The 25,341-nt window shown below is 58.9% G+C and carries 26 protein-coding genes and 1 other RNA gene; 20 read left to right on the top strand and 7 right to left on the bottom strand.

The window, feature by feature from the left end:
* Positions 1-30 precede the first annotated feature (30 nt).
* A complete protein-coding gene (locus EL257_RS22295; protein ID WP_016773251.1) occupies positions 31-465 on the bottom strand; it encodes a YhcB family protein in 435 nt (144 codons plus the stop codon).
* A gap of 144 nt (positions 466-609) precedes the next feature.
* Between EL257_RS22295 and EL257_RS22290 the strand changes: the two genes are divergently transcribed.
* The 3 genes from EL257_RS22290 to zapE all read left to right on the top strand — a co-directional run bounded on the left by EL257_RS22290 (position 610) and on the right by zapE (position 3,804).
* Positions 610-1,239 (top strand): alpha/beta hydrolase, encoded by a 630-nt coding sequence (locus tag EL257_RS22290; RefSeq protein ID WP_126368231.1) that lies wholly within the window; start codon positions 610-612, stop codon positions 1,237-1,239.
* Between the two features lie 24 nt (positions 1,240-1,263).
* Positions 1,264-2,619: a tryptophan--tRNA ligase gene (locus tag EL257_RS22285; RefSeq protein ID WP_126366259.1), complete on the top strand. Its 1,356-nt coding sequence runs from the start codon at positions 1,264-1,266 to the stop codon at positions 2,617-2,619.
* A gap of 90 nt (positions 2,620-2,709) precedes the next feature.
* On the top strand, positions 2,710-3,804 hold the full coding sequence (gene zapE / locus EL257_RS22280; protein ID WP_126366257.1) for a cell division protein ZapE: 1,095 nt from the start codon (positions 2,710-2,712) through the stop codon (positions 3,802-3,804).
* Between the two features lie 138 nt (positions 3,805-3,942).
* Here zapE and EL257_RS22275 read toward each other — a convergent pair whose 3' ends face one another.
* The gene (locus tag EL257_RS22275) at positions 3,943-4,839 is read right to left on the bottom strand and encodes a GlxA family transcriptional regulator (RefSeq protein ID WP_172604577.1); all 897 of its coding nucleotides are present in this window, start codon (positions 4,837-4,839) and stop codon (positions 3,943-3,945) included.
* Between the two features lie 250 nt (positions 4,840-5,089).
* Here EL257_RS22275 and EL257_RS22270 point away from each other — a divergent pair, with 250 nt between their 5' ends.
* Entirely contained in the window at positions 5,090-6,226 is a 1,137-nt protein-coding gene (locus EL257_RS22270; RefSeq protein ID WP_126366253.1) for an acyl-CoA dehydrogenase family protein, read from the top strand.
* A 90-nt stretch (positions 6,227-6,316) separates the two neighbouring features.
* On the opposite strand, the gene EL257_RS22265 is transcribed toward EL257_RS22270, so the two are convergent.
* The gene (locus EL257_RS22265; RefSeq protein ID WP_126366251.1) at positions 6,317-7,357 is read right to left on the bottom strand and encodes an NADP(H)-dependent aldo-keto reductase; all 1,041 of its coding nucleotides are present in this window, start codon (positions 7,355-7,357) and stop codon (positions 6,317-6,319) included.
* A 245-nt stretch (positions 7,358-7,602) separates the two neighbouring features.
* Here EL257_RS22265 and rplM point away from each other — a divergent pair, with 245 nt between their 5' ends.
* The 7 genes from rplM to EL257_RS22230 all read left to right on the top strand — a co-directional run bounded on the left by rplM (position 7,603) and on the right by EL257_RS22230 (position 12,490).
* Complete coding sequence (rplM, locus tag EL257_RS22260; RefSeq protein WP_007917032.1) at positions 7,603-8,031, top strand: 50S ribosomal protein L13; 429 nt, start codon at positions 7,603-7,605, stop codon at positions 8,029-8,031.
* 14 nt (positions 8,032-8,045) lie between these two features.
* Positions 8,046-8,438 carry a 30S ribosomal protein S9 gene (gene rpsI, locus EL257_RS22255; RefSeq protein ID WP_122604830.1) on the top strand — a complete coding sequence of 131 codons (393 nt, stop codon included), beginning with the start codon at positions 8,046-8,048 and terminating at the stop codon, positions 8,436-8,438.
* Positions 8,439-8,709: 271 nt separating this feature from the next.
* The gene (petA, locus tag EL257_RS22250) at positions 8,710-9,303 is read left to right on the top strand and encodes a ubiquinol-cytochrome c reductase iron-sulfur subunit (RefSeq protein WP_007917031.1); all 594 of its coding nucleotides are present in this window, start codon (positions 8,710-8,712) and stop codon (positions 9,301-9,303) included.
* A complete protein-coding gene (locus EL257_RS22245) occupies positions 9,303-10,514 on the top strand; it encodes a cytochrome b (protein WP_126366249.1) in 1,212 nt (403 codons plus the stop codon). The genes petA and EL257_RS22245 overlap by 1 nt, the downstream gene beginning before the upstream one ends.
* Complete coding sequence (locus tag EL257_RS22240) at positions 10,514-11,296, top strand: cytochrome c1 (RefSeq protein WP_126366247.1); 783 nt, start codon at positions 10,514-10,516, stop codon at positions 11,294-11,296. The genes EL257_RS22245 and EL257_RS22240 overlap by 1 nt, the downstream gene beginning before the upstream one ends.
* 146 nt (positions 11,297-11,442) lie before the next feature.
* Positions 11,443-12,060, top strand: a complete 618-nt coding sequence (locus EL257_RS22235; protein ID WP_007961620.1) for a glutathione S-transferase N-terminal domain-containing protein — start codon at positions 11,443-11,445, stop codon at positions 12,058-12,060.
* A gap of 16 nt (positions 12,061-12,076) precedes the next feature.
* Complete coding sequence (locus EL257_RS22230; RefSeq protein WP_126366245.1) at positions 12,077-12,490, top strand: ClpXP protease specificity-enhancing factor; 414 nt, start codon at positions 12,077-12,079, stop codon at positions 12,488-12,490.
* 157 nt (positions 12,491-12,647) lie between these two features.
* On the opposite strand, the gene EL257_RS22225 is transcribed toward EL257_RS22230, so the two are convergent.
* The 4 genes from EL257_RS22225 to EL257_RS22210 form a co-directional block, all read right to left on the bottom strand.
* Positions 12,648-13,226, bottom strand: a complete 579-nt coding sequence (locus tag EL257_RS22225; RefSeq protein ID WP_126366243.1) for a BON domain-containing protein — start codon at positions 13,224-13,226, stop codon at positions 12,648-12,650.
* The gene (locus tag EL257_RS22220; RefSeq protein WP_126366241.1) at positions 13,223-13,816 is read right to left on the bottom strand and encodes a phosphoheptose isomerase; all 594 of its coding nucleotides are present in this window, start codon (positions 13,814-13,816) and stop codon (positions 13,223-13,225) included. The genes EL257_RS22225 and EL257_RS22220 overlap by 4 nt, the downstream gene beginning before the upstream one ends.
* A 104-nt stretch (positions 13,817-13,920) precedes the next feature.
* A complete protein-coding gene (locus tag EL257_RS22215) occupies positions 13,921-14,283 on the bottom strand; it encodes a YraN family protein (RefSeq protein WP_126366239.1) in 363 nt (120 codons plus the stop codon).
* Entirely contained in the window at positions 14,283-16,094 is a 1,812-nt protein-coding gene (locus EL257_RS22210) for a penicillin-binding protein activator (RefSeq protein ID WP_126366237.1), read from the bottom strand. The genes EL257_RS22215 and EL257_RS22210 overlap by 1 nt, the downstream gene beginning before the upstream one ends.
* A 177-nt stretch (positions 16,095-16,271) precedes the next feature.
* Between EL257_RS22210 and rsmI the strand changes: the two genes are divergently transcribed.
* From rsmI to mraY, 9 genes are all read left to right on the top strand, one after another.
* The gene (rsmI, locus tag EL257_RS22205) at positions 16,272-17,177 is read left to right on the top strand and encodes a 16S rRNA (cytidine(1402)-2'-O)-methyltransferase (protein WP_172604513.1); all 906 of its coding nucleotides are present in this window, start codon (positions 16,272-16,274) and stop codon (positions 17,175-17,177) included.
* Between the two features lie 73 nt (positions 17,178-17,250).
* An RNA gene (rnpB, locus tag EL257_RS22200) (RNase P RNA component class A) lies at positions 17,251-17,604 on the top strand.
* Positions 17,605-18,006: 402 nt separating this feature from the next.
* A complete protein-coding gene (gene mraZ / locus EL257_RS22195) occupies positions 18,007-18,462 on the top strand; it encodes a division/cell wall cluster transcriptional repressor MraZ (RefSeq protein WP_126366233.1) in 456 nt (151 codons plus the stop codon).
* Entirely contained in the window at positions 18,459-19,406 is a 948-nt protein-coding gene (gene rsmH / locus EL257_RS22190) for a 16S rRNA (cytosine(1402)-N(4))-methyltransferase RsmH (protein WP_419866587.1), read from the top strand. The genes mraZ and rsmH overlap by 4 nt, the downstream gene beginning before the upstream one ends.
* Positions 19,403-19,696: a cell division protein FtsL gene (ftsL, locus tag EL257_RS22185; protein ID WP_016773269.1), complete on the top strand. Its 294-nt coding sequence runs from the start codon at positions 19,403-19,405 to the stop codon at positions 19,694-19,696. Before rsmH ends, ftsL begins: the two co-directional genes overlap by 4 nt.
* A complete protein-coding gene (locus EL257_RS22180) occupies positions 19,696-21,435 on the top strand; it encodes a peptidoglycan D,D-transpeptidase FtsI family protein (RefSeq protein WP_172604576.1) in 1,740 nt (579 codons plus the stop codon). The genes ftsL and EL257_RS22180 overlap by 1 nt, the downstream gene beginning before the upstream one ends.
* Positions 21,435-22,898, top strand: coding sequence for a UDP-N-acetylmuramoyl-L-alanyl-D-glutamate--2,6-diaminopimelate ligase (locus EL257_RS22175; RefSeq protein ID WP_126366228.1), 1,464 nt, complete (start codon positions 21,435-21,437; stop codon positions 22,896-22,898). The genes EL257_RS22180 and EL257_RS22175 overlap by 1 nt, the downstream gene beginning before the upstream one ends.
* Positions 22,891-24,258, top strand: coding sequence for a UDP-N-acetylmuramoyl-tripeptide--D-alanyl-D-alanine ligase (locus tag EL257_RS22170; protein WP_126366226.1), 1,368 nt, complete (start codon positions 22,891-22,893; stop codon positions 24,256-24,258). The genes EL257_RS22175 and EL257_RS22170 overlap by 8 nt, the downstream gene beginning before the upstream one ends.
* On the top strand, positions 24,258-25,340 hold the full coding sequence (gene mraY / locus EL257_RS22165) for a phospho-N-acetylmuramoyl-pentapeptide-transferase (RefSeq protein WP_126366224.1): 1,083 nt from the start codon (positions 24,258-24,260) through the stop codon (positions 25,338-25,340). Before EL257_RS22170 ends, mraY begins: the two co-directional genes overlap by 1 nt.
* The last annotated feature ends 1 nt before the right edge of the window (position 25,341 follow it).

Raw genomic sequence — 25,341 nt, 5'->3', positions numbered from 1 at the left:
CGGGGGCTTTTTGTTTTCAGCGAAAACTGCTTACTTCTTCAAACCGTAGTGCTCGTCGAGCATTCCCGGGGAGTTCGGCGATTTCGGTGCGTAGTCGCGCGGCGGCTCCTGATCGCGCGGTGGCGTCAGGCGTTCACGCGGTGCCTGTGCCGCATCAGCGTGCAGGGCAGCGATCAGGCGCTGGCGGGTCTGTTCGTCCAGGGCCAGACGATTGGCACCCTCGGCGAGATGATCCTGCACTTCCTGGTAGCTCTGAGTGAGCTTCTTGACCAGCATCGCCGTGCTGTTGAAGTGGGTGACCACCTCGTTTTGATAACTGTCGAAGCGCTCCTGGATATCATCCAGTTGACGCTGCGTACGGCTCGGCGCGGCGTTCGGCGCAACGCGCGCGATCAGGAATCCAATGGCGACACCCACAACCAGGGCAAGAGTCGGTAACAACCAAACTAAGAGCGAGTGTTCCACGAGTCCTTCCTCTATAAACGGCTTTGCTTTACGTTAACGGCTCGAACCTGCGCTGTATACCGCGATTCACTCGCAATAGATTGGCACAGACAATTTGCTAGACGAGTCGACCCTATTCGAGGTCACGGAGTTCCTCCCTTGCTGATGCGTGAAACCCCAGTTGTGATTGACGGCCCGGTGGGTCAATTAGAGAGCCTGTACCTGGATAACGAGCAGCCAGTCGGCATCGCGCTGATCTGCCATCCGAACCCGGTCCAAGGCGGCACCATGCTCAACAAGGTCGTCTCGACCCTGCAGCGCACCGCGCGCGACGCCGGTCTGATCACCTTGCGCTTCAACTATCGCGGCGTTGGCGCCAGCCAGGGCACGCACGATATGGGCACCGGTGAAGTCGACGACGCGCAGGCCGCGGCGGCATGGCTGCGGGAAAAACACCCGGAGCTGCCGCTGACCCTGTTCGGTTTTTCCTTCGGCGGATTTGTTGCAGCAAGTCTCGGCGGCCGCCTTGAAGCGCAGGGCTTGCAGCTCAAGCATCTGTTCATGGTTGCGCCAGCGGTCATGCGTCTGGGTGAGCAGGATCAACTGCCGCAACATGGCGAGCTGACGGTGATCCAGCCGGAAACCGACGAAGTCATCGATCCGCAACTGGTTTACGACTGGTCGCAACAACTGCCGCGCCCCCATGAGCTGCTGAAAGTGGCAGAATGCGGACACTTTTTTCATGGCAAGCTGACCGATCTCAAGGATCTGATCCTGCCGCGTCTCTCGAATTGATTGCAGTCTGACAAGCGATTACCCATGACCAACCGTACCCGCATTCTTACCGGCATCACCACCACCGGCACCCCGCATCTGGGCAACTATGCCGGCGCCATCCGTCCGGCCATTCTCGCCAGCCGCGACAGCAATGCCGACTCGTTCTACTTCCTGGCCGACTATCACGCCCTGATCAAATGCGATGACCCGCTGCGCATCCAGCGCTCGCGTCTGGAAATCGCCGCGACCTGGCTGGCCGGTGGTCTGGATGTCGATCGGGTGACGTTCTACCGGCAGTCCGACATCCCGGAAATCCCTGAGCTGACCTGGCTGCTGACCTGCGTTGCCGCCAAGGGCCTGCTCAATCGCGCTCACGCCTACAAGGCGTCGGTGGACAAGAACGTCGAAACCGGTGAAGACCCGGACGCGGGCGTTACCATGGGCCTCTACAGCTACCCGGTGCTGATGGCTGCGGACATCCTGATGTTCAATGCGCACAAGGTGCCGGTCGGTCGTGACCAGATTCAGCACGTCGAAATGGCCCGTGACATCGGCCAGCGCTTCAATCATCTGTTCGGTCAGGGCAAAGAGTTCTTCACCATGCCTGAGGCGCTGATCGAGGAAAGCGTGGCGACGTTGCCCGGCCTCGACGGTCGCAAGATGTCGAAGAGCTACGACAACACCATCCCGCTGTTCTCCAGCGCCAAAGAGATGAAGGACGCGATCTCGCGGATCGTCACCGACTCCAAGGCGCCGGGCGAAGCCAAGGATCCGGACAATTCGCACCTGTTCACCCTATACACGGCGTTCGCTACGCCGGCACAGGCTGACGAATTCCGCAGCGAACTGCTTGGCGGTCTGGGTTGGGGCGAGGCGAAGAACCGTCTGTTCCAGTTGCTCGACAACCAGCTGGGCGAGTCCCGCGAGAAGTATCACCAGTTGATCGAGCGCCCGGCGGACCTGGAAGACATTCTGCAGATCGGCGCGAAAAAGGCCCGTGCGGTCGCCACGCCGTTCCTCAACGAACTGCGCGAAGCCGTCGGCCTGCGCTCTTTCGTCAATCAGGTTCAGGTTGCCGCGACCACCAAGAAGAAAGCCGCGAAAGCCGCGCGTTTCGTCAGTTTCCGTGAAGACGACGGCAGTTTCCGTTTCCGTCTGCTGGCGGCCGATGGCGAGCAACTGCTGTTGTCGCGCAACTTTGCCGATGGCAAAACCGCCGGGCAGGTGACCAAGCAGCTGCAATCCGGTCAGCCATTGGATGTTCGCAGCGAAGACCTGAGCTTCAGTGTCTGGCTGGAAGGCGAGTGTGTCGGCGACAGCCCGGCGTTCGCCGACAGCGGCGCGCGGGATGCGGCCATCGAGGCCTTGCGCATCGCGCTGACCCCGGCTCAGGACTAATCGGCGGCACGACCCGACCAAGGGCCGATTGCCATTCCCACAGGCCGTCGCTACAGTGACGGCCCGTTTTTGTTGCCTTGCTAACGAATTATGACGCCCCTAGAACGATATCAAGCTGATCTGAAACGCCCGGATTTCTTCCATGACGCCGCGCAGGAAACGGCCGTGCGTCATTTGCAGCGTCTGTACGAGGACCTGATCGCCGCCGATCAGAACAAGCCGGGTCTGCTGAGCAAGCTGTTCGGCAAAAAAGATCAGACGCCGGTCAAGGGCCTGTATTTCTGGGGCGGCGTCGGTCGCGGCAAAACCTATCTGGTCGACACCTTCTTCGAAGCGCTGCCGTTCAAGGAAAAGACCCGCACCCACTTCCACCGCTTCATGAAGCGCGTGCACGAAGAAATGAAAACCCTCGGCGGCGAGAAAAACCCGCTGACGATCATCGCCAAGCGCTTCGCGGCGGAATCGCGGGTGATCTGCTTCGATGAGTTTTTCGTCTCTGATATCACCGACGCAATGATCCTCGGCACGCTGATGGAAGAGTTGTTCAAGAACGGCGTGACGTTGGTGGCGACCTCGAACATCGTCCCGGACGGGTTGTACAAGGACGGTCTGCAACGTGCGCGTTTCCTGCCGGCAATCGCGCTGATCAAGCAGAACACTGAGATCGTCAACGTCGACAGCGGCGTCGATTATCGCCTTCGTCACCTCGAACAAGCCGAGCTGTTCCACTATCCGCTCGACGAAGCCGCTAATGAAAGCCTGCGCAAGAGTTTCCGCGCGCTGACGCCAGAGTGCACCGCAGCGGTCGAGAATGACGTGCTGATCATCGAGAATCGCGAGATCCGTGCACTGCGCACCTGCGATGACGTGGCCTGGTTCGACTTCCGCGAACTGTGCGACGGCCCGCGCAGCCAGAACGACTACATCGAACTGGGCAAGATCTTCCACGCCGTGCTGCTCAGCGGCGTCGAGCAGATGAGCGTCACCACCGACGATATCGCCCGTCGCTTCATCAACATGGTCGACGAGTTCTACGACCGCAACGTGAAGCTGATCATTTCTGCCGAAGTGGAGCTGAAAGATCTGTACACCGGCGGACGTCTGAACTTCGAGTTTCAACGCACACTGAGCCGTTTGCTGGAGATGCAGTCCCACGAATTCCTGTCGCGGGCGCACAAGCCTTAAGCGGATTCGGCAAATAAAAAGGGCCTGCGATTGCAGGCCTTTTTTTATGCGCTGAAGATCAAGAGATCGCAGGCTTGGCCAGCTCCTACAGGTGTACGCCATTCTGTAGGAGCTGCCGCAGGCTGCGATCTTTTGCTTTTATGCAGCCTGCTGAAACTGCTGCCGATACTGGTTCGGCGACAGCTCGGTGTGCTGGCGAAACAGCCTCGCAAAGAAGCTGGCATCGTCATACCCGACTTCATAGCTGATGGTCTTGATGCTTTTGCGCGTGCCCGAAAGCAAGCCTTTCGCGGTTTCGATGCGCAGGCGCTGCAGGTAGTGCAGCGGTTTGTCACCGGTTGCGGTCTGGAAGCGCCGCATGAAGTTGCGGATGCTCATGCCGTGTTCGCGTGCGACGTCCTCGAAACGGAATTTGTCGGCGAAGTGCTCTTCGAGCCAGTGCTGGATTTGCAGGATGATCACGTCCTGATGCAGCTTCTGTCCGCCGAAACCGATGCGGCCCGGCGAATAGCTGCGCTGCACCTCATAGAGAATGTCGCGCGCCACGGCTTGGGCGACATTGGACCCGCAGAAGCGCTCGATCAGATAGATGTAAAGGTCGCAGGCCGACGTGGTGCCACCGGCGCAATAAAGGTTGTCGGCATCGGTCAGGTGCTTGTCCTGATTGAGATACACCTTCGGGAAGCGTTCGGTGAAGGCGTTGAAAAAACGCCAATAGGTGGTCGCTTCCTTACCGTCGAGCAATCCGGCTTCGGCCAGCCAGAAGACGCCGGTGGCTTCGCCGCAGAGGACGGCACCGCGGGCGTGCTGTTCACGCAGCCATGGCAGGATTTGCGGGTAACGGCTGCATAGAGCTTCGAAATCATCCCAGAACGCCGGGAGGATGATGACATCGGTATTTTCCAGGCCGCCGTCGACCGGCATGACCACATCGCTGAAGCTTTTCACCGGTTTGCCATCGGGGCTGACGATGCGTGTTTCAAACGCCGGTGTCAGGCCATGGCCCAGTTGTTTGCCGTAGCGCAGGCTGGCCACGTGGAAAAAATCCTTGGCCTGCATGAGGGTGTAAGCGAAAACCCGGTCGATTGCCAGGATGCTGACGCGCCGCAAGGGCGTGGAGACTTGCTTGGACATAATTCAACTTTTGTTTTGTTTTTATAAGGGAAAGTGGTCACCAGACGGCTGGATCGTCTTATTTTTTGTCGGATGTGTCCAGTGTCCCGTTGCGGAAGTCGGGCTTAGTCTCTGAAAGCCATATCCCTCCAACAAGAAAGACAGGTGCCGCATGATTCCCAGAACCTTGTTCAGCTCCGAGCACGAATTGTTCCGCGACAGCGTGCGAACATTCCTCGAAAAAGAGGCCGTGCCGTATCACGCACATTGGGAGAAACAAGGCCATATCGACCGCAAGCTCTGGAACAAGGCGGGGGAGGCGGGGATGCTCTGCTCGCACCTGCCGGAGGAATATGGCGGGTTGGGCGCGGACTTTCTCTACAGCGCGGTGGTGATCGAAGAGGTGGGGCGCCTGGGCCTGACCGGAATCGGCTTTTCGCTGCACTCGGACATCGTCGCGCCATACATCCTGCATTACGGCAGCGAGGCGTTGAAGCACAAGTACCTGCCGAAACTGGTGTCGGGCGAAATGGTCACGGCCATCGCCATGACCGAGCCGGGCGCGGGATCCGATCTGCAAGGGGTGAAAACCACCGCCGTGCTGGACGGTGATGAATATGTGATCAACGGCTCGAAAACATTCATTACCAATGGTTTCTTGGCCGATCTGGTGATCGTCGTCGCCAAGACCGATCCCAAGGCCGGCGCGAAGGGCACCAGCCTGTTTCTGGTCGAAGCGAACACGCCGGGCTTCGAGAAAGGCAAGCGCCTGGAGAAGGTCGGAATGAAGGCTCAGGACACGTCCGAATTGTTCTTCCAGGACGTACGAGTGCCGAAGGAAAATTTGTTGGGTCAGGCCGGAGCCGGGTTTGCGTACCTGATGCAGGAATTGCCCCAGGAGCGCCTGACGGTGGCCATAGGCGGGCTCGCCTCGGCTGAAGCGGCGTTGCAGTGGACGCTCGATTACACCCGCGATCGCAAAGCCTTCGGCAAGGCGATTGCCGACTTCCAGAACACCCGATTCAAATTGGCCGAGATGGCCACGGAGATTCAGATTGGCCGGGTGTTTGTCGACAAGTGTCTGGAACTGCATCTGCAAGGCAAACTGGATGTGCCGACGGCGGCAATGGCCAAATACTGGGGCACCGACCTGCAATGCAAAGTGCTCGACGAATGCGTGCAGTTGCATGGCGGCTACGGGTTCATGTGGGAGTATCCGGTGGCCCGGGCATGGGCCGATGCGCGAGTACAGCGGATTTATGCCGGCACCAATGAAATCATGAAGGAGATCATTGCGCGGTCGCTGTGAGAGGCTGAAAAAGATCGCCGCCTGCGGCAGCTCCTGCACAGAACCCGGTGTGAACTGTGTAGGAGCTGCCGAAGGCTGCGATCTTTTGACTTACGGTGCAGGGTTCGGATGATCCTTGTGAATCGCCTCGATTCCTGCCAACACCTCATCCGACAGTTTCAGATCAAAACTGGCAATGTTGCTGTCCAGCTGTTCCAGCGTCGTCGCGCCAATGATGTTGCTGGTCACGAACGGTTGCTGGGTCACGAAGGCCAACGCCATCTGCGCCGGATCCAGACCGTGTTCGCGGGCCAGTGCCACATAACGGCTGCAGGCCGCTTCCGATTGCGCATTGAAATAGCGGCTGAAGCGGCTGTAGAGGCTCAGGCGACCTTTTGGCGGACGGGCGCCGCCTTCGTACTTGCCCGACAGGAAGCCGAACGCCAGCGGCGAATAAGCGAGCAGCCCACACTGTTCGCGAATAGCGATTTCCGCCAGACCGACTTCAAAGCTGCGATTGAGCAAGTTGTACGGGTTCTGGATCGACACCGCACGTGGCCAGCCTCGCGCTTCGGCCAGCGCCAGGAAGCGCATGGTGCCCCAAGGCGTTTCGTTGGACAGACCGATGTGGCGAATCTTGCCTGCCTTCACCTGTTCGTCGAGCGCCTCAAGGGTGTCTTCGAGTGGGGTGAGGTTGGCTTCGATCTTGTGTTTGTAGCCCAGCTGTCCGAAAAAATTGGTGCTGCGCTCAGGCCAGTGCAACTGGTACAGGTCGATGTAATCGGTCTGCAGGCGTTTCAGGCTCGCATCAACCGCTTCGGTGATGTGCTGGCGGTTATGGCGCAGGTTATTGTCGCGGATGTAATCGATGCCGTTGCCGGGGCCGGCAATTTTGCTGGCGAGGATCCAGTCGGCGCGATCACCGCGACTTTTGAAATAATTGCCAATGTAGCGCTCGGTGGTGGCATAAGTTTCGGCTTTCGGCGGCACTGGATACATTTCAGCGGTGTCGATGAAATTGATCCCCGCTTCCTTGGCCCGTTCGATCTGGGCGAAGGCTTCAGCTTCAGTGTTTTGCTCGCCCCAGGTCATGGTGCCGAGGCAGATTGCACTCACGTTCAGGTCGGTACGGCCTAGCTGGCGATAGTCCATCGGGTGCTCCTTGGGCAAAACAATCATAAAAGCAGGTTGAAATATTTTTCGCAATCTGCATAATTGCCGACCTCTTTCTGCAGTGGAAGTGATGCGCCGCCGCCGAAGAATCTTGCCGTTGAACGGACGCGCCGACCCGAGCCCCCGAAAGCGTCTGTATCCGGCTGCCTTTGACTTGTCAAAGTACGCACTATTCAGTAAGATCCGCCGTCTAATTTACAGGGCGGCCCCTGAGGCTATAAAGAATGAAAACTTTTACTGCTAAACCGGAAACAGTAAAGCGCGACTGGTTTGTCGTCGACGCTGCTGGTCAGACCCTGGGTCGTCTGGCCACCGAAATCGCGAGCCGTCTGCGTGGCAAGCACAAGCCTGAGTACACTCCTCACGTTGACACCGGCGACTACATCGTCGTAATCAACGCTGAGCAGATTCGTGTAACCGGTGCTAAAACCACTGACAAAATGTACTACTCCCACTCCGGTTTCCCGGGCGGCATCAAGTCGATCAACTTTGAAAAGCTGATCGCCAAAGCCCCTGAGCGCGTGATCGAGACCGCGGTTAAAGGCATGCTGCCTAAAAACCCACTGGGTCGCGACATGTACCGTAAGCTGAAAGTCTATGCGGGCGCTGCTCACCCACATACTGCTCAGCAGCCCCAAGAACTGAAGTTTTAACGGAATAGTACATTATGTCGGCGACTCAAAATTACGGCACTGGCCGTCGCAAGACCGCAACCGCACGCGTTTTCCTGCGTCCGGGTACTGGTAACATCTCCATCAACAACCGTTCGCTGGAAAACTTCTTCGGCCGCGAAACTGCCCGCATGGTAGTTCGCCAGCCGCTGGAGCTGACTGAGACTGTCGAGAAGTTCGACATCTACGTCACCGTGATCGGCGGTGGTGTAAGTGGTCAAGCTGGCGCAATCCGCCACGGCATCACTCGCGCTCTGATGGACTACGACGAAACCCTGCGTAGCGCTCTGCGCAAAGCTGGTTTCGTTACTCGCGACGCCCGTGAAGTTGAACGTAAGAAAGTTGGTCTGCGTAAAGCGCGTAAGCGTCCGCAGTACTCGAAGCGTTAATTCCGCTTCCACGTTCAAAAAGAACGCCCGCCTCCTCACGGAAGCGGGCGTTTTTTTATGTCTACGATTTATCAAAGAATTGCGCTGCGACAACTTGCCACTTCCGTAGACCCCCTATACTCCAAGGCTTGAGGGGCTCCGCTCCGGGTAATTACCTTGTCAGAATTGGGGGTTTTCATTACCATTCGGGCAAAATTTTTATAAGCAACATTTGATTTATTTAGTAGACGCCTGATTTAACAGGCCACAAAAGCTGATGGGAGAGGACTGAATGAGCAATGACGGCGTGAATGCAGGCCGGCGTCGCTTCTTGGTAGCAGCCACATCCGTGGTGGGTGCTGCAGGAGCGGTGGGGGCTGCGGTCCCGTTCGTGGGGTCATGGTTTCCCAGTGCCAAGGCGAAGGCCGCTGGTGCACCGGTGAAAGTGAATGTCAGCAAGATCGAGCCAGGACAGCAGATGATTGCTGAGTGGCGTGGCCAGCCGGTGTTCATTGTCCGCCGTACCGAGGAAATCCTGGGGAATCTCAAGAAGATCGAAGGCCAGCTCTCCGATCCAACCTCCAAAAACTCCACGCAACCCACCTATGTCGACCCCGAAGTACGCTCGATCAAGCCAGAAATTCTGCTGCTGATCGGGATCTGCACGCACCTCGGTTGCTCACCGACTTTCCGCCCTGAAGTGGCACCTGCGGATCTGGGCAAGGACTGGGTCGGCGGCTATTTCTGCCCTTGCCACGGTTCCCACTACGATCTGGCTGGTCGCGTCTACAAGTCGCAACCCGCGCCTTTGAACCTGCCAGTTCCCCCGCATTCCTATGAGACCGATGACCTGATCGTCATCGGCGTCGATACGGAGAAAGCGTGATGAGCAAGTTCATGGATTGGGTTGATGCGCGCTTTCCTGCGACCAAGATGTGGGAAGACCATCTCAGCAAATATTACGCTCCAAAAAACTTCAACTTCTTCTACTTTTTCGGTTCGCTGGCGTTGCTGGTGCTGGTCAACCAGATCGTCACCGGTGTCTGGCTGACGATGAGCTACACGCCGTCCGCAGAAGAGGCGTTCGCTTCCGTCGAATACATCATGCGCGATGTCGAGTACGGTTCGATCCTGCGTCTGCTCCACTCGACCGGCGCTTCGGCGTTTTTCATCGTGGTCTATCTGCACATGTTCCGGGGTCTGCTTTACGGTTCGTACCAGAAACCTCGCGAACTGGTCTGGGTTTTCGGCATGCTGATTTACCTGGCGCTGATGGCTGAAGCGTTCATGGGTTACCTGCTGCCATGGGGTCAGATGTCCTACTGGGGTGCCCAGGTGATCATCTCGCTGTTCGGCGCGATTCCGCTGATCGGCGACGACCTGACTCAGTGGATTCGTGGTGACTACCTGATCTCGGGAATCACCCTGAACCGCTTCTTTGCGCTGCACGTTGTGGCTCTGCCGATCGTGATTCTCGGCCTGGTGGTGCTGCACATTCTGGCGCTGCACGAAGTGGGTTCGAACAACCCTGACGGCGTCAACATCAAGAAGCACAAAGACGAAAATGGTATCCCGCTGGACGGTATCGCCTTCCACCCGTACTACACGGTGAAGGACATTGTCGGGGTTGTGGTGTTCCTGTTCATCTTCTGCTTTATCGTGTTCTTCTTCCCGGAAATGGGTGGTTACTTCCTCGAAAAACCTAACTTTGAGCAAGCCAACCCGTTCAAGACTCCCGAGCATATTGCCCCGGTGTGGTACTTCACACCGTTCTATGCAATCTTGCGCGCGGTGCCGGACAAGCTGCTCGGCGTAATTGCCATGGGCGCGGCGATTGCGGTGCTGTTCGTACTGCCGTGGCTGGATCGCAGCCCCGTCAAATCGATGCGCTATAAAGGCTGGCTGAGCAGAATCTGGCTGGTGGTGTTCTGCATTTCGTTCGTGATTCTCGGCATTCTGGGCGTTCTCGCGCCGACGCCGGGTCGCACGTTGCTGTCGCAGGTCTGCACCTTCCTGTACTTCGCTTACTTCATTCTGATGCCGTTCTACACCAGGCTCGAGAAGACCAAACCGGTTCCGGAAAGGGTGACTGGCTGATGAAAAAGTTATTTTTTGCGCTGATTTTTGCTGCCTTGCCTGTGCTGTCTTTTGCTGCTGAACACGGTGGTCCGGAGTTGGAAAAGGTCGACATTGACCTCGCTGACAAGGCTGCTCTGCAGGATGGCGCGCGTACCTTTGCCAACTATTGCATGGGTTGCCATAGTGCCAAGTTCCAGCGTTACGAGCGGGTTGCCGATGACCTCGGTATCCCTCATGAAATGATGCTGGAGAAACTGGTGTTCACGGGTGCCAAGATCGGCGACCACATGAACATCGGCATGCAGCCTTCCGATGCCAAGACCTGGTTCGGCGCGGCACCACCGGACCTGACGCTGGTAGCGCGTGTTCGTGGCACGGACTGGCTTTACGGTTATCTGCATTCGTTCTACGAAGATCCGGCGCGTCCCTGGGGCGTGAACAACAAGGTCTTCCCGAACGTCGGCATGCCAAACGTACTGGTTGGCCTGCAAGGTCGTCAGGTCGTTGGCTGCAAACAGGTACAGATCGTCGAGGACGGCAAGAAGCAATACGATCCGCTGACCGGCACGCCGCTGACTCATGAAGCGTGCGATCAGCTGACCATTGTGCCGAAGACGGGTACCCAGAATGCAGAGCAGTTCGATGAGACGGTCAAGAATCTGGTAACCTTCCTGGCTTACTCGGCTAACCCGGTTAAGCTGCAACATCAGCGCATCGGTACTTATGTCTTGCTGTACCTGGCGTTCTTCTTTGTGTTCGCCTATCTGCTCAAGCGTGAATACTGGAAAGACGTGCACTGATACGCTTCAAGCATTGCTGTTAATCGCGCGCGCCCAAGGGTGCTTCCGACAACGCAACGACTGGTTCGCCAGACGTTGCGGGAAGCGCCCTCTGGGCGCGCGCGTTTTTCCGGTTCCGACAAATTCAACAAGCGAGGAGGATCGCCATGGGCGTGACCAATCGGTTGGCCTGTTACTCCGACCCCGCCGACCACTATTCCCACCGAGTGCGCATCGTGCTTGCAGAGAAGGGTGTCAGCGCCGAGATCATTTATGTGGAAGCTGGTCGCCAGCCGCCTAAACTGATTGAGGTGAACCCTTACGGCAGTCTGCCCACGCTGGTCGATCGCGACTTGGCGTTATGGGAGTCGACCGTGGTGATGGAATATCTGGATGAGCGTTACCCGCACCCGCCGTTGATGCCGGTTTATCCCGTGGCGCGTGCCAACAGCCGTCTGCTGATACATCGTATTCAGCGTGACTGGTGTGGTCTGGTGGATCTGATTCTGGATCCGAAGAGCAAGGAGGCCGCACGGGTCGTGGCGCGCAAGGAATTGCGTGAGAGCCTGACAGGTGTGTCGCCGCTGTTTGCCGACAAGCCGTTCTTCCTGAGCGAGGAACAAAGTCTGGTGGATTGCTGCCTATTACCAATACTCTGGCGTTTGCCGATTCTGGGTATTGAACTGCCGCGGCCAGCCAAGCCGCTGCTTGATTATATGGAGCGCCAGTTTGCGCGTGAGGCTTTCCAGGCGAGTCTGTCTGGTGTCGAACGCGATATGCGCTAAGGCTTAAGGAGCCGCTATGAACTCCAGTCGACCTTATCTGGTCCGCGCGCTCTACGAGTGGATTGTCGATAACGATTGCACCCCGCACATGCTGGTCAATTCCGAATACCCGGCTGTGCAGGTGCCGCAGGGTTTCGCCAGCGATGGCCAGATCGTGCTGAACATCTCACCGAGTGCGGTGCGTCATCTGCACATGGACAACGACGTCGTGACCTTCGAGGGTCGCTTCGGTGGTGTCCCGCATAGCCTGTATGTGCCGATCAGTGCGATTCTGGGTATTTATGCCCGGGAGAACGGTCAAGGGATGGTGTTCGATCTCGAGTTGCCATCGGATGACGAAGACGATATCGAGCGCGATGACGACCAGCCGCCACCGGACAGTGAGCCGCCGCGCCCAAGTGGCCGGCCAAGCCTGAAAGTGGTGAAATAAAAAAAGGCGATCCAGATGGATCGCCTTTTTTGTGCCTGCTGTTTTCAACCGTAGGAGCTGTCGAGTGCAACGAGGCTGCGATCTTTTGATCTTGCGTATAAAAAGATCGCAGCCTCGTTGCACTCGTCAGCTCCTACACAGCTCCTGTGCAATCAGGTCAGTCGATGTACTCGAAGAGTTTGACGATTTTCTGAACGCCAGAAACACCCTGAACCAGATTGGTTGCCTGGGTCGCTTCCTGTTTCGTCAGCAAGCCCAGCAGGTAAACAATACCGTTCTCGGTAATGACCTTGATCCGCGAGCCCGGAATGCTGGCATCGGTGAGCATCTGCGTTTTGATCTTGGTGGTCAGCCAGGCGTCGTTCTGGCGCGCCAGCAGAGAGGAGGGCGACAGCACCTGCAGCTCGTTATGCACTTTCTTTACGCGTTGCACGTTGGCCGCGGCCTGCTCGGCTTTAGCCTTGAGGTCTTCGCGCGGTGTTTGGCCCGCCAGCAGAACGACGCCGTTGAAGCTGGTGACGACGATGTGCGAGTCGTTGTCCAGAGCCGGATCGGCCTTGGCGATGTTCACGCCCACTTTGGTTTCGATCAGCGAATCGTCAATCTTGCTGCCGAAGGTGCGGGTGCCGCGGTCATCTTCGATCGGTGCTTCACGGCTGGCGTTCACCACAGAGGTGCAGCCGCTGATGCCCAGGCACAGGGTCAAGGCCAGAAGGCCAAGGCGATTAGGGGTCATTCTTCACTCCCGAACAGTTGGCTGTCGATCAGATCGCAGAGGCAATGGATCGCCAGCAAGTGGACTTCTTGAATACGTGCAGTGACGTTGGCTGGTACGCGAATCTCGACGTCCTCCGGCAACAGCAGTGATGCCATGCCGCCGCCGTCGCGTCCGGTCAAAGCTACGACAATCATTTCGCGATCATGTGCGGCCTGGATCGCTTGAATAATGTTTGCCGAGTTACCGCTGGTCGAAATCGCCAGCAAGACATCGCCAGGCTGGCCGAGTGCGCGGATTTGCTTGGAGAAGATTTCGTTATAGCTGTAGTCATTGGCAATCGAAGTGATCGTCGACGAATCGGTGGTCAGCGCAAGGGCGGGGAGGCTCGGGCGCTCGCGCTCGAAGCGATTGAGCAGCTCCGAGGAAAAATGCTGGGCGTCGCCGGCCGAACCGCCATTGCCGCACGCGAGCATTTTGCCTTCGTTGAGCAGGGCGTTGACCATGATCTGGCTGGCTTGCTCGATGTGCGGTGCAAGTACGTCCATCGCCTGTTGCTTGGTGTCGATACTGGCCTGGAAAAGCTGGCGAATTCGGGATTGCATGTCCATCTGTGTGACCTTAAGTAGCGCGGCTATCCGGCACATGAAAGTGCAGCCCGCAAAGCAAAGAGCAAAAGTTGTCGGTTAATGTGTCCGGTTCGGGATGCAGGCAATCAACTGTCGAAAGCATTCTGCAACCAGTTCAGCTGGTCCGGGTGGCTGTCGATGGCCACCACATCGAAGCGGCAGGGGGAGTTGGCCCAACGCGACTCGCGCTGAAGAAAATACTGCGCAGCGAAAATCAGTTTCTGCTGCTTGCGCCCATCGATGCTAGCGAGCGCGCCACCCCATTGAGTGTTTTTTCGGTAACGAACTTCGACGAATACTACTGTATCGCCATCAAGCATGACCAGATCAAGCTCGCCGCGTTTGCATAACCAGTTCTGCGCCAACAGGCGCAGGCCTTGATTTTGCAGATGCTCGAGCGCTTGGCGCTCGGCATCCTTGCCGCTCTGCGAGCGTGACCTGTCGGGCATCAGCGTGGTGTGTCCGGCAGGCGCTGAACCTGACCGCTGACGAACTGCGCCCAAGGCAATTGACGCACAACGCGTTGGGTCTGGGTCATGCCGAGGCTGCCCGACTCACCGTCAATGCGGCTGTCCGGCAGTGCTTTGAGTTGGCCCAGACGTGGCGCCAGGCGATAGGCATCCACGCCCATCGCGTACAGACGGCCGAGGCTGCCGGCCGCTTGTGGCCACTGCGCAACCACTTGCTGACGCAGCGGGTCGCTGGTGTCGAGCAGCCATGGGGTTTCGCAAAAGCGAACGCCGTTCATGTCGTTGTACTGGTTGACGTCGCCGCTGGCGCTGTAAACGTGCGAAGTTGCATAGACGGGCACGTCACCGGCGTACTGGAAATTCAGCGTCGGTTTGATCTGCTGGGCCTGTTGCGGCGTCGCGGCGAGGAAAATGAATTCGATGTCCTGACGGCGCGAAGGCTGCGCGGCAACGTTGGTGCCGGCGGCGTTCTGCAGGCTCTTGGCGCGTGCTTCGCTCTGGCGCAGCTGGAACATGTCGGCGATCTGCTGGGCCAGTTGCACCGGCTGATCAACACGTTCGGTGGCAACAATGCTGCCGCCATTGGCTTGCCAATCCTGGCTGAACGCACGCAGAACGCGATCGCCCCATTCACCTTTCGGCACCATGATCGCCGCGCGGTGCAGGCCATCGGCACGAGCGCGGCGCGAGACTTCGCGGGCTTCGTCTTCAGCGGCCAGACCGAACTGGAACAGCTGCGCCGGGCCTTGATCGCCTTCGCTGTAATTCAGTGCCAGAGTGGTGATCGGCAGTTGTGGGCGGGTGCTCAGCTGTTTGACCAGAGGTTTTTCCAGCGGGCCGACGACCAGTTGCACGCCATCAGCCTGCGCCTTGCGGTAAAACTCGTCCATCGACGTCAGCTTCGAGCTGTCGTAGAACTCAATGGCTGGCGGCTTCTGGCCGGCCTGCTGCGCCTGATAGTGCGCAGCCATGAAGCCCTCACGCAGGGCTTTGCCCACCGAAGCGAGTTGACCGTCCTGCGGCAGCAGCAGAGCGATCTTGCTCAGTGGCTGGCTGGCCAGCTCCTTGAGTTTGGTCAGCGGCTGCGGCAGGTTGATCGCGGCCGGGTGTTTTGGATTCTGTGCACGCCAGCTATCGATCGCTGCCTGCTGCTGTTCCAGAGTGCCGGCGCTTTTTACCGCCAGTGCCAGACCCATCCAGCCGCCGAGATCGTCGGTGGTATTGGGTTGCAGTTGATCGGTTGGCAGCGAGCCAATCAGGGTCCAGATCGCTTCGTGGTTCTTGCTCGCCGCTTCACCTTCCAACATTGGCGCAATGAATACACGCTCGCGGGCGGCGGCAAGGGTCTGGCCATCGGCTTCAAGGGCGCGGGCATGCACGGTGCCGGTGCGCACTTGTTGCTCCTCCGGCATCTCGCCGAGCTTCTGGAAGCTTGGGTGGCTCAGGGCGGTCAGCGCGGCTTTCGGCTGGTTGCGCGTCATGGCCAGTTCGGCCGACAGCGTGTTGGCGAAAATCTGCTGGCCTGGCTTGAGCTGCTCCACCGGCACTTGTTGCAGGATCTGCGCGGACTGTCCGGCATTGCCTTGACGATAAGCCAGATCCGCTGCGCTTAGGCGCAGCAGGGCGGCTTGTTCCGGAGTCTTCGCCTGGGTAGCCTGTTCGAGCAGTTGCTCGATGCTGGCATCCGGAGTCCGTGGAAGTTCGCCAAGGCTGGAGGAAGGGGAGCTGGCGCACGCGGCCAACAGGGCAGCGAGGCAGAGGGCAGTGAACAGCCGCAGGCAAGCGATCATGTAAGTGTTCCTGATACTCGATCAAATTAGCGTGGAATTGTACCCAAGCACTGGCCGGGGCGCGATGTTAGTGGCAGTAAACGGACAATTTAGCTGATGTAAATGTTGCAGCGGCGCTCAATCGCGCGCAAAACCGGGCTCTACCCGAACGCAACGCAAATCTCGTGACGCGCTACAATGGCCGCTTTTACCGATCACGAGGTGTGCGCTTTGACTGCTCCAGGTTCCCTGAATTCCGCTGCCGGCTCGCTTTATGTGGTGGCGACGCCCATCGGCAACCTGGACGACATCAGTGCCCGGGCCCTGAAAATCCTCCGTGAAGTGGCGTTGATTGCCGCGGAAGACACCCGCCACTCGGCGCGCCTGATGCAGCACTTCGGGATTTCCACGCCGCTGGCCGCCTGTCATGAACACAATGAGCGTGATGAAGGTAGCCGCTTTATTACCCGTTTGCTGGCGGGGGATAACGTTGCGCTGATTTCCGACGCCGGCACGCCGCTGATTTCCGATCCGGGCTATCACCTGGTGCGACAGGCCCGTGCTGCGGGAATCAATGTCGTGCCGGTGCCAGGTGCATGCGCATTGATCGCGGCGTTGTCGGCGGCAGGCTTGCCATCCGATCGCTTTATCTTTGAAGGCTTTCTGCCGGCCAAGTCGGTCGGTCGCAAGGCGCGGCTGGACGCTGTCAAGGAAGAGCCGCGCACCTTGATCTTCTATGAAGCCCCACATCGCATCCTTGAATGTCTGCAGGATATGGAGGCTGTGTTCGGTGGTGAGCGTCAGGCTCTGCTGGCACGGGAAATCACCAAAACCTTCGAAACCCTCAAAGGCCTGCCGCTCAGCGAGCTGCGCGCATTCGTCGAAACTGACAGCAATCAGCAGCGCGGCGAATGCGTCGTGCTGGTCGCTGGCTGGACCGCGCCGGAATCGGAGGATGCGGTCAGCAGCGAAGCCATGCGTATCCTTGATCTGCTGCTTGAAGAAATGCCGCTCAAGCGTGCCGCCGCGTTGGCCGCACAAATCACCGGCGAGCGTAAAAATGTCCTGTATCAAGTCGCGCTGGACAAACAGAAAGGCGTGTAAGCCGTCGCCCATGGCGCTCTCGAGGCTTTTAGCGCTTGTTCTTCGGTCGCTCTGCCGTTAACCTTCGCGGCGGAGAGTCGATCGGACAGTCGCTGCCCTCTATGAAAATTAGGGGGGGGAGGAAAGTCCGGGCTCCATAGGGCGAAGTGCCAGGTAATGCCTGGGAGGCGTGAGCCTACGGAAAGTGCCACAGAAAATAACCGCCTAAGCGCGCAAGCGCCGGTAAGGGTGAAAAGGTGCGGTAAGAGCGCACCGCACGTCTGGCAACAGTTCGTGGCTAGGTAAACCCCACTTGGAGCAAGACCAAATAGGGTCCCAAGGCGTGGCCCGCGCTGGGACCGGGTAGGTTGCTAAAGATGTCCAGTGATGGCCATCGTAGACGAATGACTGTTCAAGACAGAACCCGGCTTACAGATCGACTCTCCACCTTTTTCTTTCCCTGCTTGAATCATCGGCAACAGGGCTGTGTATTATCAGCAGGCCTGGGCTGAAAGTCCGGCAGCGGCAAACGTGGTAATAGCCAATTCCCACCGTGCTTCAATCAACAGCAGAAGCGCATTTGTAATACCGAAAAAATCTTACTCTTAACAAATCACTTTAACTTTCGAGCGCAGCTATCAGTGCTGTATCAAGTTAAGGGTCAAAACTTCACGTCAGATTCTCTTTACACCTCCTTTTACGCTCCTAAATCTCCGTTCTGTAAGGGTTTTCCTTTAATCCGCGCCTTGACGGTGTGGTGGGCGCATTCCTATAGTGTGCGCAAGTGGCGGAAAGTGGCATGAAGTGGGTTTTTTGAGCTCAAAACGATAAAAATTGGAGAAACGCTGACGTGTTTCGCGGAGCTAACGCTATCAGTCTCGACGCAAAGGGTCGTCTCGCTATGCCGAGCCGGTACCGTGACGAGCTCGATTCCCGCAGTTCCGGCCAATTGATCGTGACCATTGATGCCGTTGATCCGTGTTTGTGTGTCTATCCGCTCGACGAGTGGGAAATTATTGAAACCAAGTTGCGCGCGCTTCCATCGCTTCGCGAAGAGAACCGTCGTCTGCAACGTTTATTGATTGGTAATGCCGTCGACCTCGAACTCGATGGCAGTGGTCGTTTTCTGGTTCCGCCGCGTTTGCGCGAATACGCCAAGCTGGACAAGCGCGCAATGCTGGTGGGCCAACTGAACAAGTTCCAATTGTGGGACGAGGATGCATGGAACGTGGTGTCTGCCGCTGACCTTGCTGCTATTCAACAACCGGGCGCGATGCCTGATGAACTGCGTGATTTGATCCTGTGACTATTGATAGCGGCTTTAACCACATCACCGTACTGCTTGACGAAGCCGTCGAGGCTCTCGCCGTACGTCCTGATGGCTGCTATCTGGACGGCACGTTCGGGCGCGGCGGACACAGCCGGCTGATCCTCGGCCAGCTGGGCACGGACGGTCGGCTCATCGGGTTCGATAAGGATCCACAAGCGATTGCCACCGGGCAAACGCTAGCGGCCGAAGACGGCCGCTTTGTCGTTGTGCAGCGCAGCTTTGCCGAGCTGGGTTCGGTGGTTGCCGAGCAAGGTCTGAGCGGCAAGGTCAGCGGCATTCTGCTCGACCTGGGCGTGTCTTCACCGCAGCTTGATGACGCCGAGCGCGGCTTCAGTTTCCTCAATGACGGTCCGCTGGACATGCGCATGGACCCATCGCGTGGGATCAGCGCTGCCGAATTCGTCAACACCGCACCGGTTGAAGAAATTGCCCGGGTGTTCAAGGAATACGGCGAAGAGCGTTTCTCCGGCCGCATGGCCCGCGCCGTCGCCGAGCGTCGTGACATCAAGCCATTCGAGCGCACCGCCGATCTGGCCGAAGTGCTCAAAGTCGCCAACCCGGCGTGGGAAAAAGGCAAGAACCCGGCCACCCGTGCATTCCAGGGTTTGCGTATTCACGTCAACAACGAACTGGGCGATCTCGAAGCCGGCCTCGAAGCGGCACTGGACGCGCTGGAAATTGGCGGTCGCCTGGTTGTGATCAGCTTTCATTCGCTCGAAGATCGCATCGTCAAATTGTTCATGCGCAAGCTGGTGAAAGGCGAAGCCGATAACCTGCCGCGCAACCTGCCGGTTCGCCACGTTGCGTTCGAGCCGAAAATCAAAGTCCACGGCAAAGCGCAGACGGCCTCCGATGCCGAACTCAAAGCCAACCCACGTTCCCGCAGCGCCGTCATGCGTGTCGCGGAGAAGTTGCGGTGAGCAAACTTTTCGCCAAGCCACTGCCCGGCGGCAGCTTTCTGATGCTGCTGCTGTTTATCGGCGTGCTTTTCTCGGCCATCGCCGTGTCATACAGCGCGCACTGGAACCGGCAGTTGCTCAACACCCTTTATAACGAACTCAGCGTGCGCGACAAGGCGCAGGCCGAGTGGGGTCGCCTGATTCTCGAGCAGAGCACCTGGACTGCGCACAGTCGCATCGAAGTGCTGGCCACCGAACAGCTGAAAATGCACATTCCCGGCGCGGCTGACGTGAAGATGGTGGCGCCATGATGAAACTCGAAGGCGCGCTGTTCCCGTGGCGCTTCCGCCTGATGGTGGCATTGCTCGGCCTGATGGTCGCGGCGATCTGCTGGCGCATCATCGACCTGCAAGTGGTTGACCGTGACTTCCTCAAGGGGCAGGGCGACGCACGCAGCCTGCGCCACATCCCGATTCCGGCACACCGTGGCCTGATCACCGACCGTAACGGCGAGCCTCTGGCCGTCAGTACGCCGGTGACCACGCTGTGGGCCAACGCCAAGGAAATGCAGACCGCCAAAGAGAAGTGGCCGGCACTCGCCGCCGCGCTGGGTCAGGACCCGAAAGCCCTGGCCGAACGTCTCGAAGCCCAGGCCAACAAAGAATTCATTTATCTGGTGCGCGGGCTGACGCCTGAGCAGGGTCAGGCTGTGCTCGACCTGAAAGTACCGGGCGTCTATGGCATCGAAGAATTCCGCCGCTTCTACCCGGCCGGTGAAGTCACCGCGCATATGGTCGGCTTTACCGACATCGATGATCACGGTCGCGAAGGTGTCGAACTCGCTTATGACGAATGGCTCGCCGGTGTGCCGGGCAAACGCCAGGTCATCAAGGATCGGCGCGGACGCCTGATCAAGGATGTCCAGGTCACCAAAAACGCCAAGGCCGGCAAGCCCTTGGCGTTGTCGATCGACCTGCGTCTGCAATATCTGGCCAATCGCGAACTGCGCAACGCGATCATCGAAAACGGCGCCAAGGCCGGCAGTCTGGTGATCATGGATGTGAAGACCGGCGAGATTCTCGCCATGGTCAACCAGCCGACCTACAACCCGAACAACCGTCGCAACCTGCAGCCGGCAATGATGCGCAACCGCGCGATGATCGACGTGTTCGAACCGGGCTCGACCATGAAAGCCATTTCGATGAGCGCGGCAATCGAAACCGGCCGCTGGAAACCGAGCGACACCGTCGAGGTGTATCCGGGCTCCCTGCAGATCGGCAAATACACCATTAAAGACGTTTCCAAGACCGAAGGCCCGGTACTCGACCTGACCGGCATTCTGATCAATTCCAGTAACGTCGGCATGAGTAAAGTCGCCTTCGATATCGGCGGCGAAACCATTTTCCGTCTGGCTCAGAAAGTCGGGCTTGGCCAGGACACTGGCCTCGGCTTCCCGGGCGAACGGGTGGGCAATCTGCCCAACTATCGCGAGTGGCGCAAGGCTGAAACTGCAACCTTGTCTTACGGCTACGGTATTTCCGTGACCGCGATCCAACTGGTGCACGCATTTTCGGCGTTGGCCAACAATGGTCGCCTCGCGCCGCTGACTCTGATCAAAACCGACAAGATGCCGCAGACCACTCAAGTGTTGCCCGAAGCCGTGGCGAAAACCATGCAGGGCATGTTGCAGCAAGTGATCGAAGCTCCACGTGGCGTGTTCCGTGCGCAAGTGCCGGCGTACCACGTCGGCGGCAAGTCGGGTACGGCGCGCAAGACCTCGGTCGGCACCAAGGGCTACGCAGAAAACTCCTACCGTTCGCTGTTCGCCGGTTTCGGCCCGATGAGCGATCCGCGTTACGCGATCGTTGTGGTGATCGATGAACCGACCAAGGCCGGTTACTTCGGTGGTCTCGTTTCGGCGCCAGTGTTCAGCCGTGTGATGTCCGGCACCCTGCGCCTGATGAACGTAACTCCGGACAACCTGCCGACCACGCAGCAGGCCAATGCCACCCCGGTCATTCCGCTGAAAGCCAATGGAGGGCGCGGCTGATGTCATTAAGTCTGAACAAGATATTCCCCCACGCCGGCCACGATCTGTTGATCCGTGAATTGGCGCTGGACAGCCGCAACGTGCGCGCCGGTGACTTGTTTCTTGCAGTGCCCGGCGGAAAGTTCGATGGCCGTGCGCACATTGCCGATGCCTTGCAACGCGGTGCCGCTGCCGTGGCGTATGAAGTCGAAGGCGCAACCGTGCTGCCGATCACTGACGTGCCGCTGATTCCGGTCAAGGGTCTGGCGGCGCAGCTGTCGCACATCGCCGGGCGTTTTTACGGTGAACCGAGTCATCACCTGAACCTGATCGGCGTCACCGGCACCAACGGCAAGACCAGCGTGACCCAATTGGTCGCACAGGCGCTGGACCTGCTCGGCCAGCATTGCGGCATCGTGGGCACCCTGGGTTCCGGGTTCTATGGCGCACTGGAAAGCGGCCTGCACACCACGCCGAATCCGATCGCGGTGCAAGCGACGCTGGGCGACCTGAAAAAGGCCGGCGCTAAAGCCGTGGCCATGGAAGTCTCGTCTCACGGTCTGGATCAGGGCCGCGTCACTGCGCTGGCGTTCGACGTGGCGGTGATGACTAACCTGTCCCGCGATCACCTCGATTACCACGGCACCATGCAGGCGTACGCCGAGGCCAAGGCCAAGCTGTTCGCCTGGAATGATCTGAAGTGCCGTGTGGTTAACCTCGACGACGAGTTCGGCCGGCAACTGGCGGCGGAAAAACGCGAGTCGCGGCTGATCACCTACAGCCTGCTCGACAGCAGCGCATATCTGTTTTGCCGCGAAGCCCAGTTCGACGACCATGGCGTGCGCGCCACGCTGGTCACGCCGCAGGGCGAGCATCATCTGCGCAGCACATTGCTCGGGCGCTTCAACCTGAGCAACGTACTGGCGGCAGTCGGCGCCTTGCTCGGGCTGGATTACGCCCTCGACGAAATTCTCAAGGTGCTGCCGAAGCTTGAAGGCCCGGCCGGGCGCATGCAGCGTCTCGGTGGCGGCACGCAACCGCTGGTGGTGGTCGATTACGCCCACACCCCGGATGCGCTGGAAAAAGTTCTCACTGCATTGCGTCCGCACGTCAAAGGCCGACTGCTGTGCCTGTTCGGCTGCGGCGGCGACCGTGATCGCGGCAAGCGTCCGTTGATGGCCGAAGTGGTCGAGCGTCTGGCCGATCAGGTGCTAGTCACCGACGACAACCCGCGCACCGAAGATCCTACGGTGATTTTCGACGACATCCGCGCCGGTTTTTCCGCTGTGGATAAAGTCACCTTCGTCGCCGGTCGCGGCCAGGCCATCGCGCAATTGATTGCCGGTGCGACCGCTGACGACGTGATTGTCCTCGCCGGCAAAGGTCACGAGGACTATCAGGAAATCAACGGCGTGCGCCATGCGTTTTCCGATCTGGTCGAGGCCGATCATGCCCTGACCGCTTGGGAGGTGGCCCATGCTTAAGGTTCTCACGCTCAGCGAACTGCTCAATGCCCTCGACGCCCGACTGATCGGCGACGACGCCAGTTTCAATGGCGTCAGCATCGACAGCCGCGCGATCCAGCCCGGTCAACTGTTCATCGCCCTGACCGGCCCGCGCTTCGACGGTCATGATTATCTGAATGACGTCGCCGGCAAAGGCGCCGTAGCAGCGCTGGTCGAGCATGAAGTCGCCGACAGCACGTTGCCGCAATTGCTGGTCAAGGACACTCGTCAGGCCCTCGGCCAACTGGGTGCCTTGAACCGTGCCGCGTTCACTCAGCCCGTGGCAGCGGTGACCGGTTCCAGCGGCAAGACCACGGTCAAGGAAATGCTCGCGAGCGTCCTGCGCACGCGCGGCCCGGTACTGGCGACCCGTGGCAACCTGAACAATGATCTCGGCGTGCCGCTGACCCTGATCGAACTGGCGCCGGAACACACCTCGGCCGTGATTGAACTGGGCGCTTCGCGTCTCGGTGAAATCGCTTACACCGTCGGGCTGACCAAGCCACACGTAGCGATCCTGAACAATGCCGGTACCGCTCACGTCGGTGAGTTCGGTGGCCCGGAAAAAATCGTCGAAGCCAAAGGCGAAATCATCGAAGGCTTGGCGGCCGATGGCATCGCCGTGCTCAACCTCGATGACAAAGCTTTCGCTATCTGGAAAACCCGCGCCGCCGGGCGTCAAGTGCTGACCTTCGCCCTGAGCAACACTCAGGCAGACTTCTACGCCAGCGATCTGGCCACTGATGCCCGGGGCTGCCCGGCATTCAACCTGCACACGCCTGAAGGCAGTGAGCGCGTGCAACTCAATTTGCTCGGCACCCACAACGTCGCCAATGCCATGGCCGCCGCCGCTGCTGCTCACGCTTTGGGCGTGTCGCTGTTCGGCATCGCCACCGGGCTTGGCGCCGTGCAACCGGTCAAGGGCCGCACTGTCGCGCAACTGGCGCAAAACGGCATGCGCGTGATCGATGACACCTACAACGCAAACCCCACCTCGATGTGCGCGGCCGTTGATATACTCGCCGGCTTTTCCGGCCGCACCGTTCTGGTGCTCGGGGATATCGGCGAGTTGGGCGACTGGGCGGAGCAGGGGCACCGCGACGTGGGCGAATACGCCCGGGGCAAAGTTTCCGCGCTGTACGCCGTCGGGCCGAACATGGTCCACGCCGTCAACGCTTTCGGTGAGCAGGCGCAGCACTTCGGCACACATGCCGAACTGATCCAGGCCCTCGCCGCCGAGCAGGACACAAACACCACCATTTTGATCAAGGGTTCGCGCAGTGCAGCGATGGAAAACATCGTTGCGGCTCTGTGCGGGTCCAGTCTGGAGAAACATTAATGCTGCTGCTGCTAGCGGAGTATCTGCAACAGTTCCACAAAGGCTTCGCGGTCTTTCAGTACCTGACCCTGCGCGGGATTCTCGGTGTACTGACCGCGCTGGTTTTGTCGCTGTGCTATGGCCCGTGGATGATCCGCACCCTGCAGAACCGTCAGATCGGTCAATCGGTGCGCAATGACGGCCCGCAATCGCACCTGTCCAAATCCGGTACGCCGACCATGGGCGGCGCGCTGATTCTGTCGTCCATCGGCGTCAGTACTCTGCTTTGGGCTGACCTGAGCAACCGCTATGTCTGGGTGGTGCTGCTGGTGACCCTGCTGTTCGGCGCCATTGGCTGGGTCGACGATTACCGCAAAGTCATCGAGAAAAACTCCCGTGGCCTGCCAAGCCGCTGGAAATATTTCTGGCAGTCGGTGTTCGGCCTCGGCGCGGCGATCTTCCTTTATATGACTGCTTCCACTCCCGTGGAAACCACGCTGATCCTGCCGATGCTCAAGGATTACAGCATTCCGCTGGGCGCCGGGTTCATCGTGCTGACCTACTTCGTGATTGTCGGTTCGAGCAACGCGGTCAACCTGACTGACGGCCTCGACGGTCTGGCGATCATGCCTACCGTGATGGTCGGCGGCGGTCTGGGGATTTTCTGCTACCTGTCGGGTAACGTGAAGTTTGCCGAATACCTGTTGATTCCTTACGTGCCAGGCGCTGGCGAGCTCATCGTGTTCTGCGGCGCGCTGATCGGTGCGGGTCTCGGTTTCCTCTGGTTCAACACCTATCCAGCGCAAGTGTTCATGGGCGACGTCGGTGCCCTGGCACTCGGCGCGGCGCTCGGAACCATCGCGGTAATCGTCCGTCAGGAAATCGTCCTGTTCATCATGGGCGGCGTGTTCGTGATGGAAACCCTGTCAGTCGTCATTCAGGTTGCGTCCTTTAAGCTGACCGGTCGCCGTGTGTTCCGCATGGCACCGATACACCACCACTTTGAACTCAAGGGCTGGCCCGAGCCACGCGTGATCGTCCGTTTCTGGATCATCACCGTGATTCTCGTCCTGGTCGGCCTTGCCACCCTGAAGCTGAGGTAGA

Source organism: Pseudomonas fluorescens (assembly GCF_900636825.1).
Taxonomy (GTDB): domain Bacteria; phylum Pseudomonadota; class Gammaproteobacteria; order Pseudomonadales; family Pseudomonadaceae; genus Aquipseudomonas; species Aquipseudomonas fluorescens_BG.
The sequence above is the reverse complement of the archived record's forward strand: the minus strand, read 5'-3'. Positions and strand labels throughout refer to the sequence as shown.

Excerpts from the sequence above, each read along its gene's own strand:
- rplM (WP_007917032.1), top strand. The coding sequence starts at position 7,603 with ATGAAAACTTTTACTGCTAAACCGGAAACAGTAAAGCGCGACTGGTTT.
- EL257_RS22290 (WP_126368231.1), top strand. The coding sequence starts at position 610 with ATGCGTGAAACCCCAGTTGTGATTGACGGCCCGGTGGGTCAATTAGAG.
- EL257_RS22170 (WP_126366226.1), top strand. The coding sequence starts at position 22,891 with ATGCTTAAGGTTCTCACGCTCAGCGAACTGCTCAATGCCCTCGACGCC.
- rsmI (WP_172604513.1), top strand. The coding sequence starts at position 16,272 with ATGGCCGCTTTTACCGATCACGAGGTGTGCGCTTTGACTGCTCCAGGT.
- EL257_RS22240 (WP_126366247.1), top strand. The coding sequence starts at position 10,514 with ATGAAAAAGTTATTTTTTGCGCTGATTTTTGCTGCCTTGCCTGTGCTG.
- EL257_RS22215 (WP_126366239.1), bottom strand. The coding sequence starts at position 14,283 with ATGCCCGACAGGTCACGCTCGCAGAGCGGCAAGGATGCCGAGCGCCAA.
- EL257_RS22270 (WP_126366253.1), top strand. The coding sequence starts at position 5,090 with ATGATTCCCAGAACCTTGTTCAGCTCCGAGCACGAATTGTTCCGCGAC.
- EL257_RS22230 (WP_126366245.1), top strand. The coding sequence starts at position 12,077 with ATGAACTCCAGTCGACCTTATCTGGTCCGCGCGCTCTACGAGTGGATT.
- EL257_RS22245 (WP_126366249.1), top strand. The coding sequence starts at position 9,303 with ATGAGCAAGTTCATGGATTGGGTTGATGCGCGCTTTCCTGCGACCAAG.
- petA (WP_007917031.1), top strand. The coding sequence starts at position 8,710 with ATGAGCAATGACGGCGTGAATGCAGGCCGGCGTCGCTTCTTGGTAGCA.
- zapE (WP_126366257.1), top strand. The coding sequence starts at position 2,710 with ATGACGCCCCTAGAACGATATCAAGCTGATCTGAAACGCCCGGATTTC.
- EL257_RS22180 (WP_172604576.1), top strand. The coding sequence starts at position 19,696 with ATGAAACTCGAAGGCGCGCTGTTCCCGTGGCGCTTCCGCCTGATGGTG.
- EL257_RS22220 (WP_126366241.1), bottom strand. The coding sequence starts at position 13,816 with ATGGACATGCAATCCCGAATTCGCCAGCTTTTCCAGGCCAGTATCGAC.
- EL257_RS22225 (WP_126366243.1), bottom strand. The coding sequence starts at position 13,226 with ATGACCCCTAATCGCCTTGGCCTTCTGGCCTTGACCCTGTGCCTGGGC.
- mraY (WP_126366224.1), top strand. The coding sequence starts at position 24,258 with ATGCTGCTGCTGCTAGCGGAGTATCTGCAACAGTTCCACAAAGGCTTC.
- EL257_RS22210 (WP_126366237.1), bottom strand. The coding sequence starts at position 16,094 with ATGATCGCTTGCCTGCGGCTGTTCACTGCCCTCTGCCTCGCTGCCCTG.
- EL257_RS22175 (WP_126366228.1), top strand. The coding sequence starts at position 21,435 with ATGTCATTAAGTCTGAACAAGATATTCCCCCACGCCGGCCACGATCTG.
- EL257_RS22265 (WP_126366251.1), bottom strand. The coding sequence starts at position 7,357 with ATGGACTATCGCCAGCTAGGCCGTACCGACCTGAACGTGAGTGCAATC.
- EL257_RS22285 (WP_126366259.1), top strand. The coding sequence starts at position 1,264 with ATGACCAACCGTACCCGCATTCTTACCGGCATCACCACCACCGGCACC.
- EL257_RS22235 (WP_007961620.1), top strand. The coding sequence starts at position 11,443 with ATGGGCGTGACCAATCGGTTGGCCTGTTACTCCGACCCCGCCGACCAC.
- rpsI (WP_122604830.1), top strand. The coding sequence starts at position 8,046 with ATGTCGGCGACTCAAAATTACGGCACTGGCCGTCGCAAGACCGCAACC.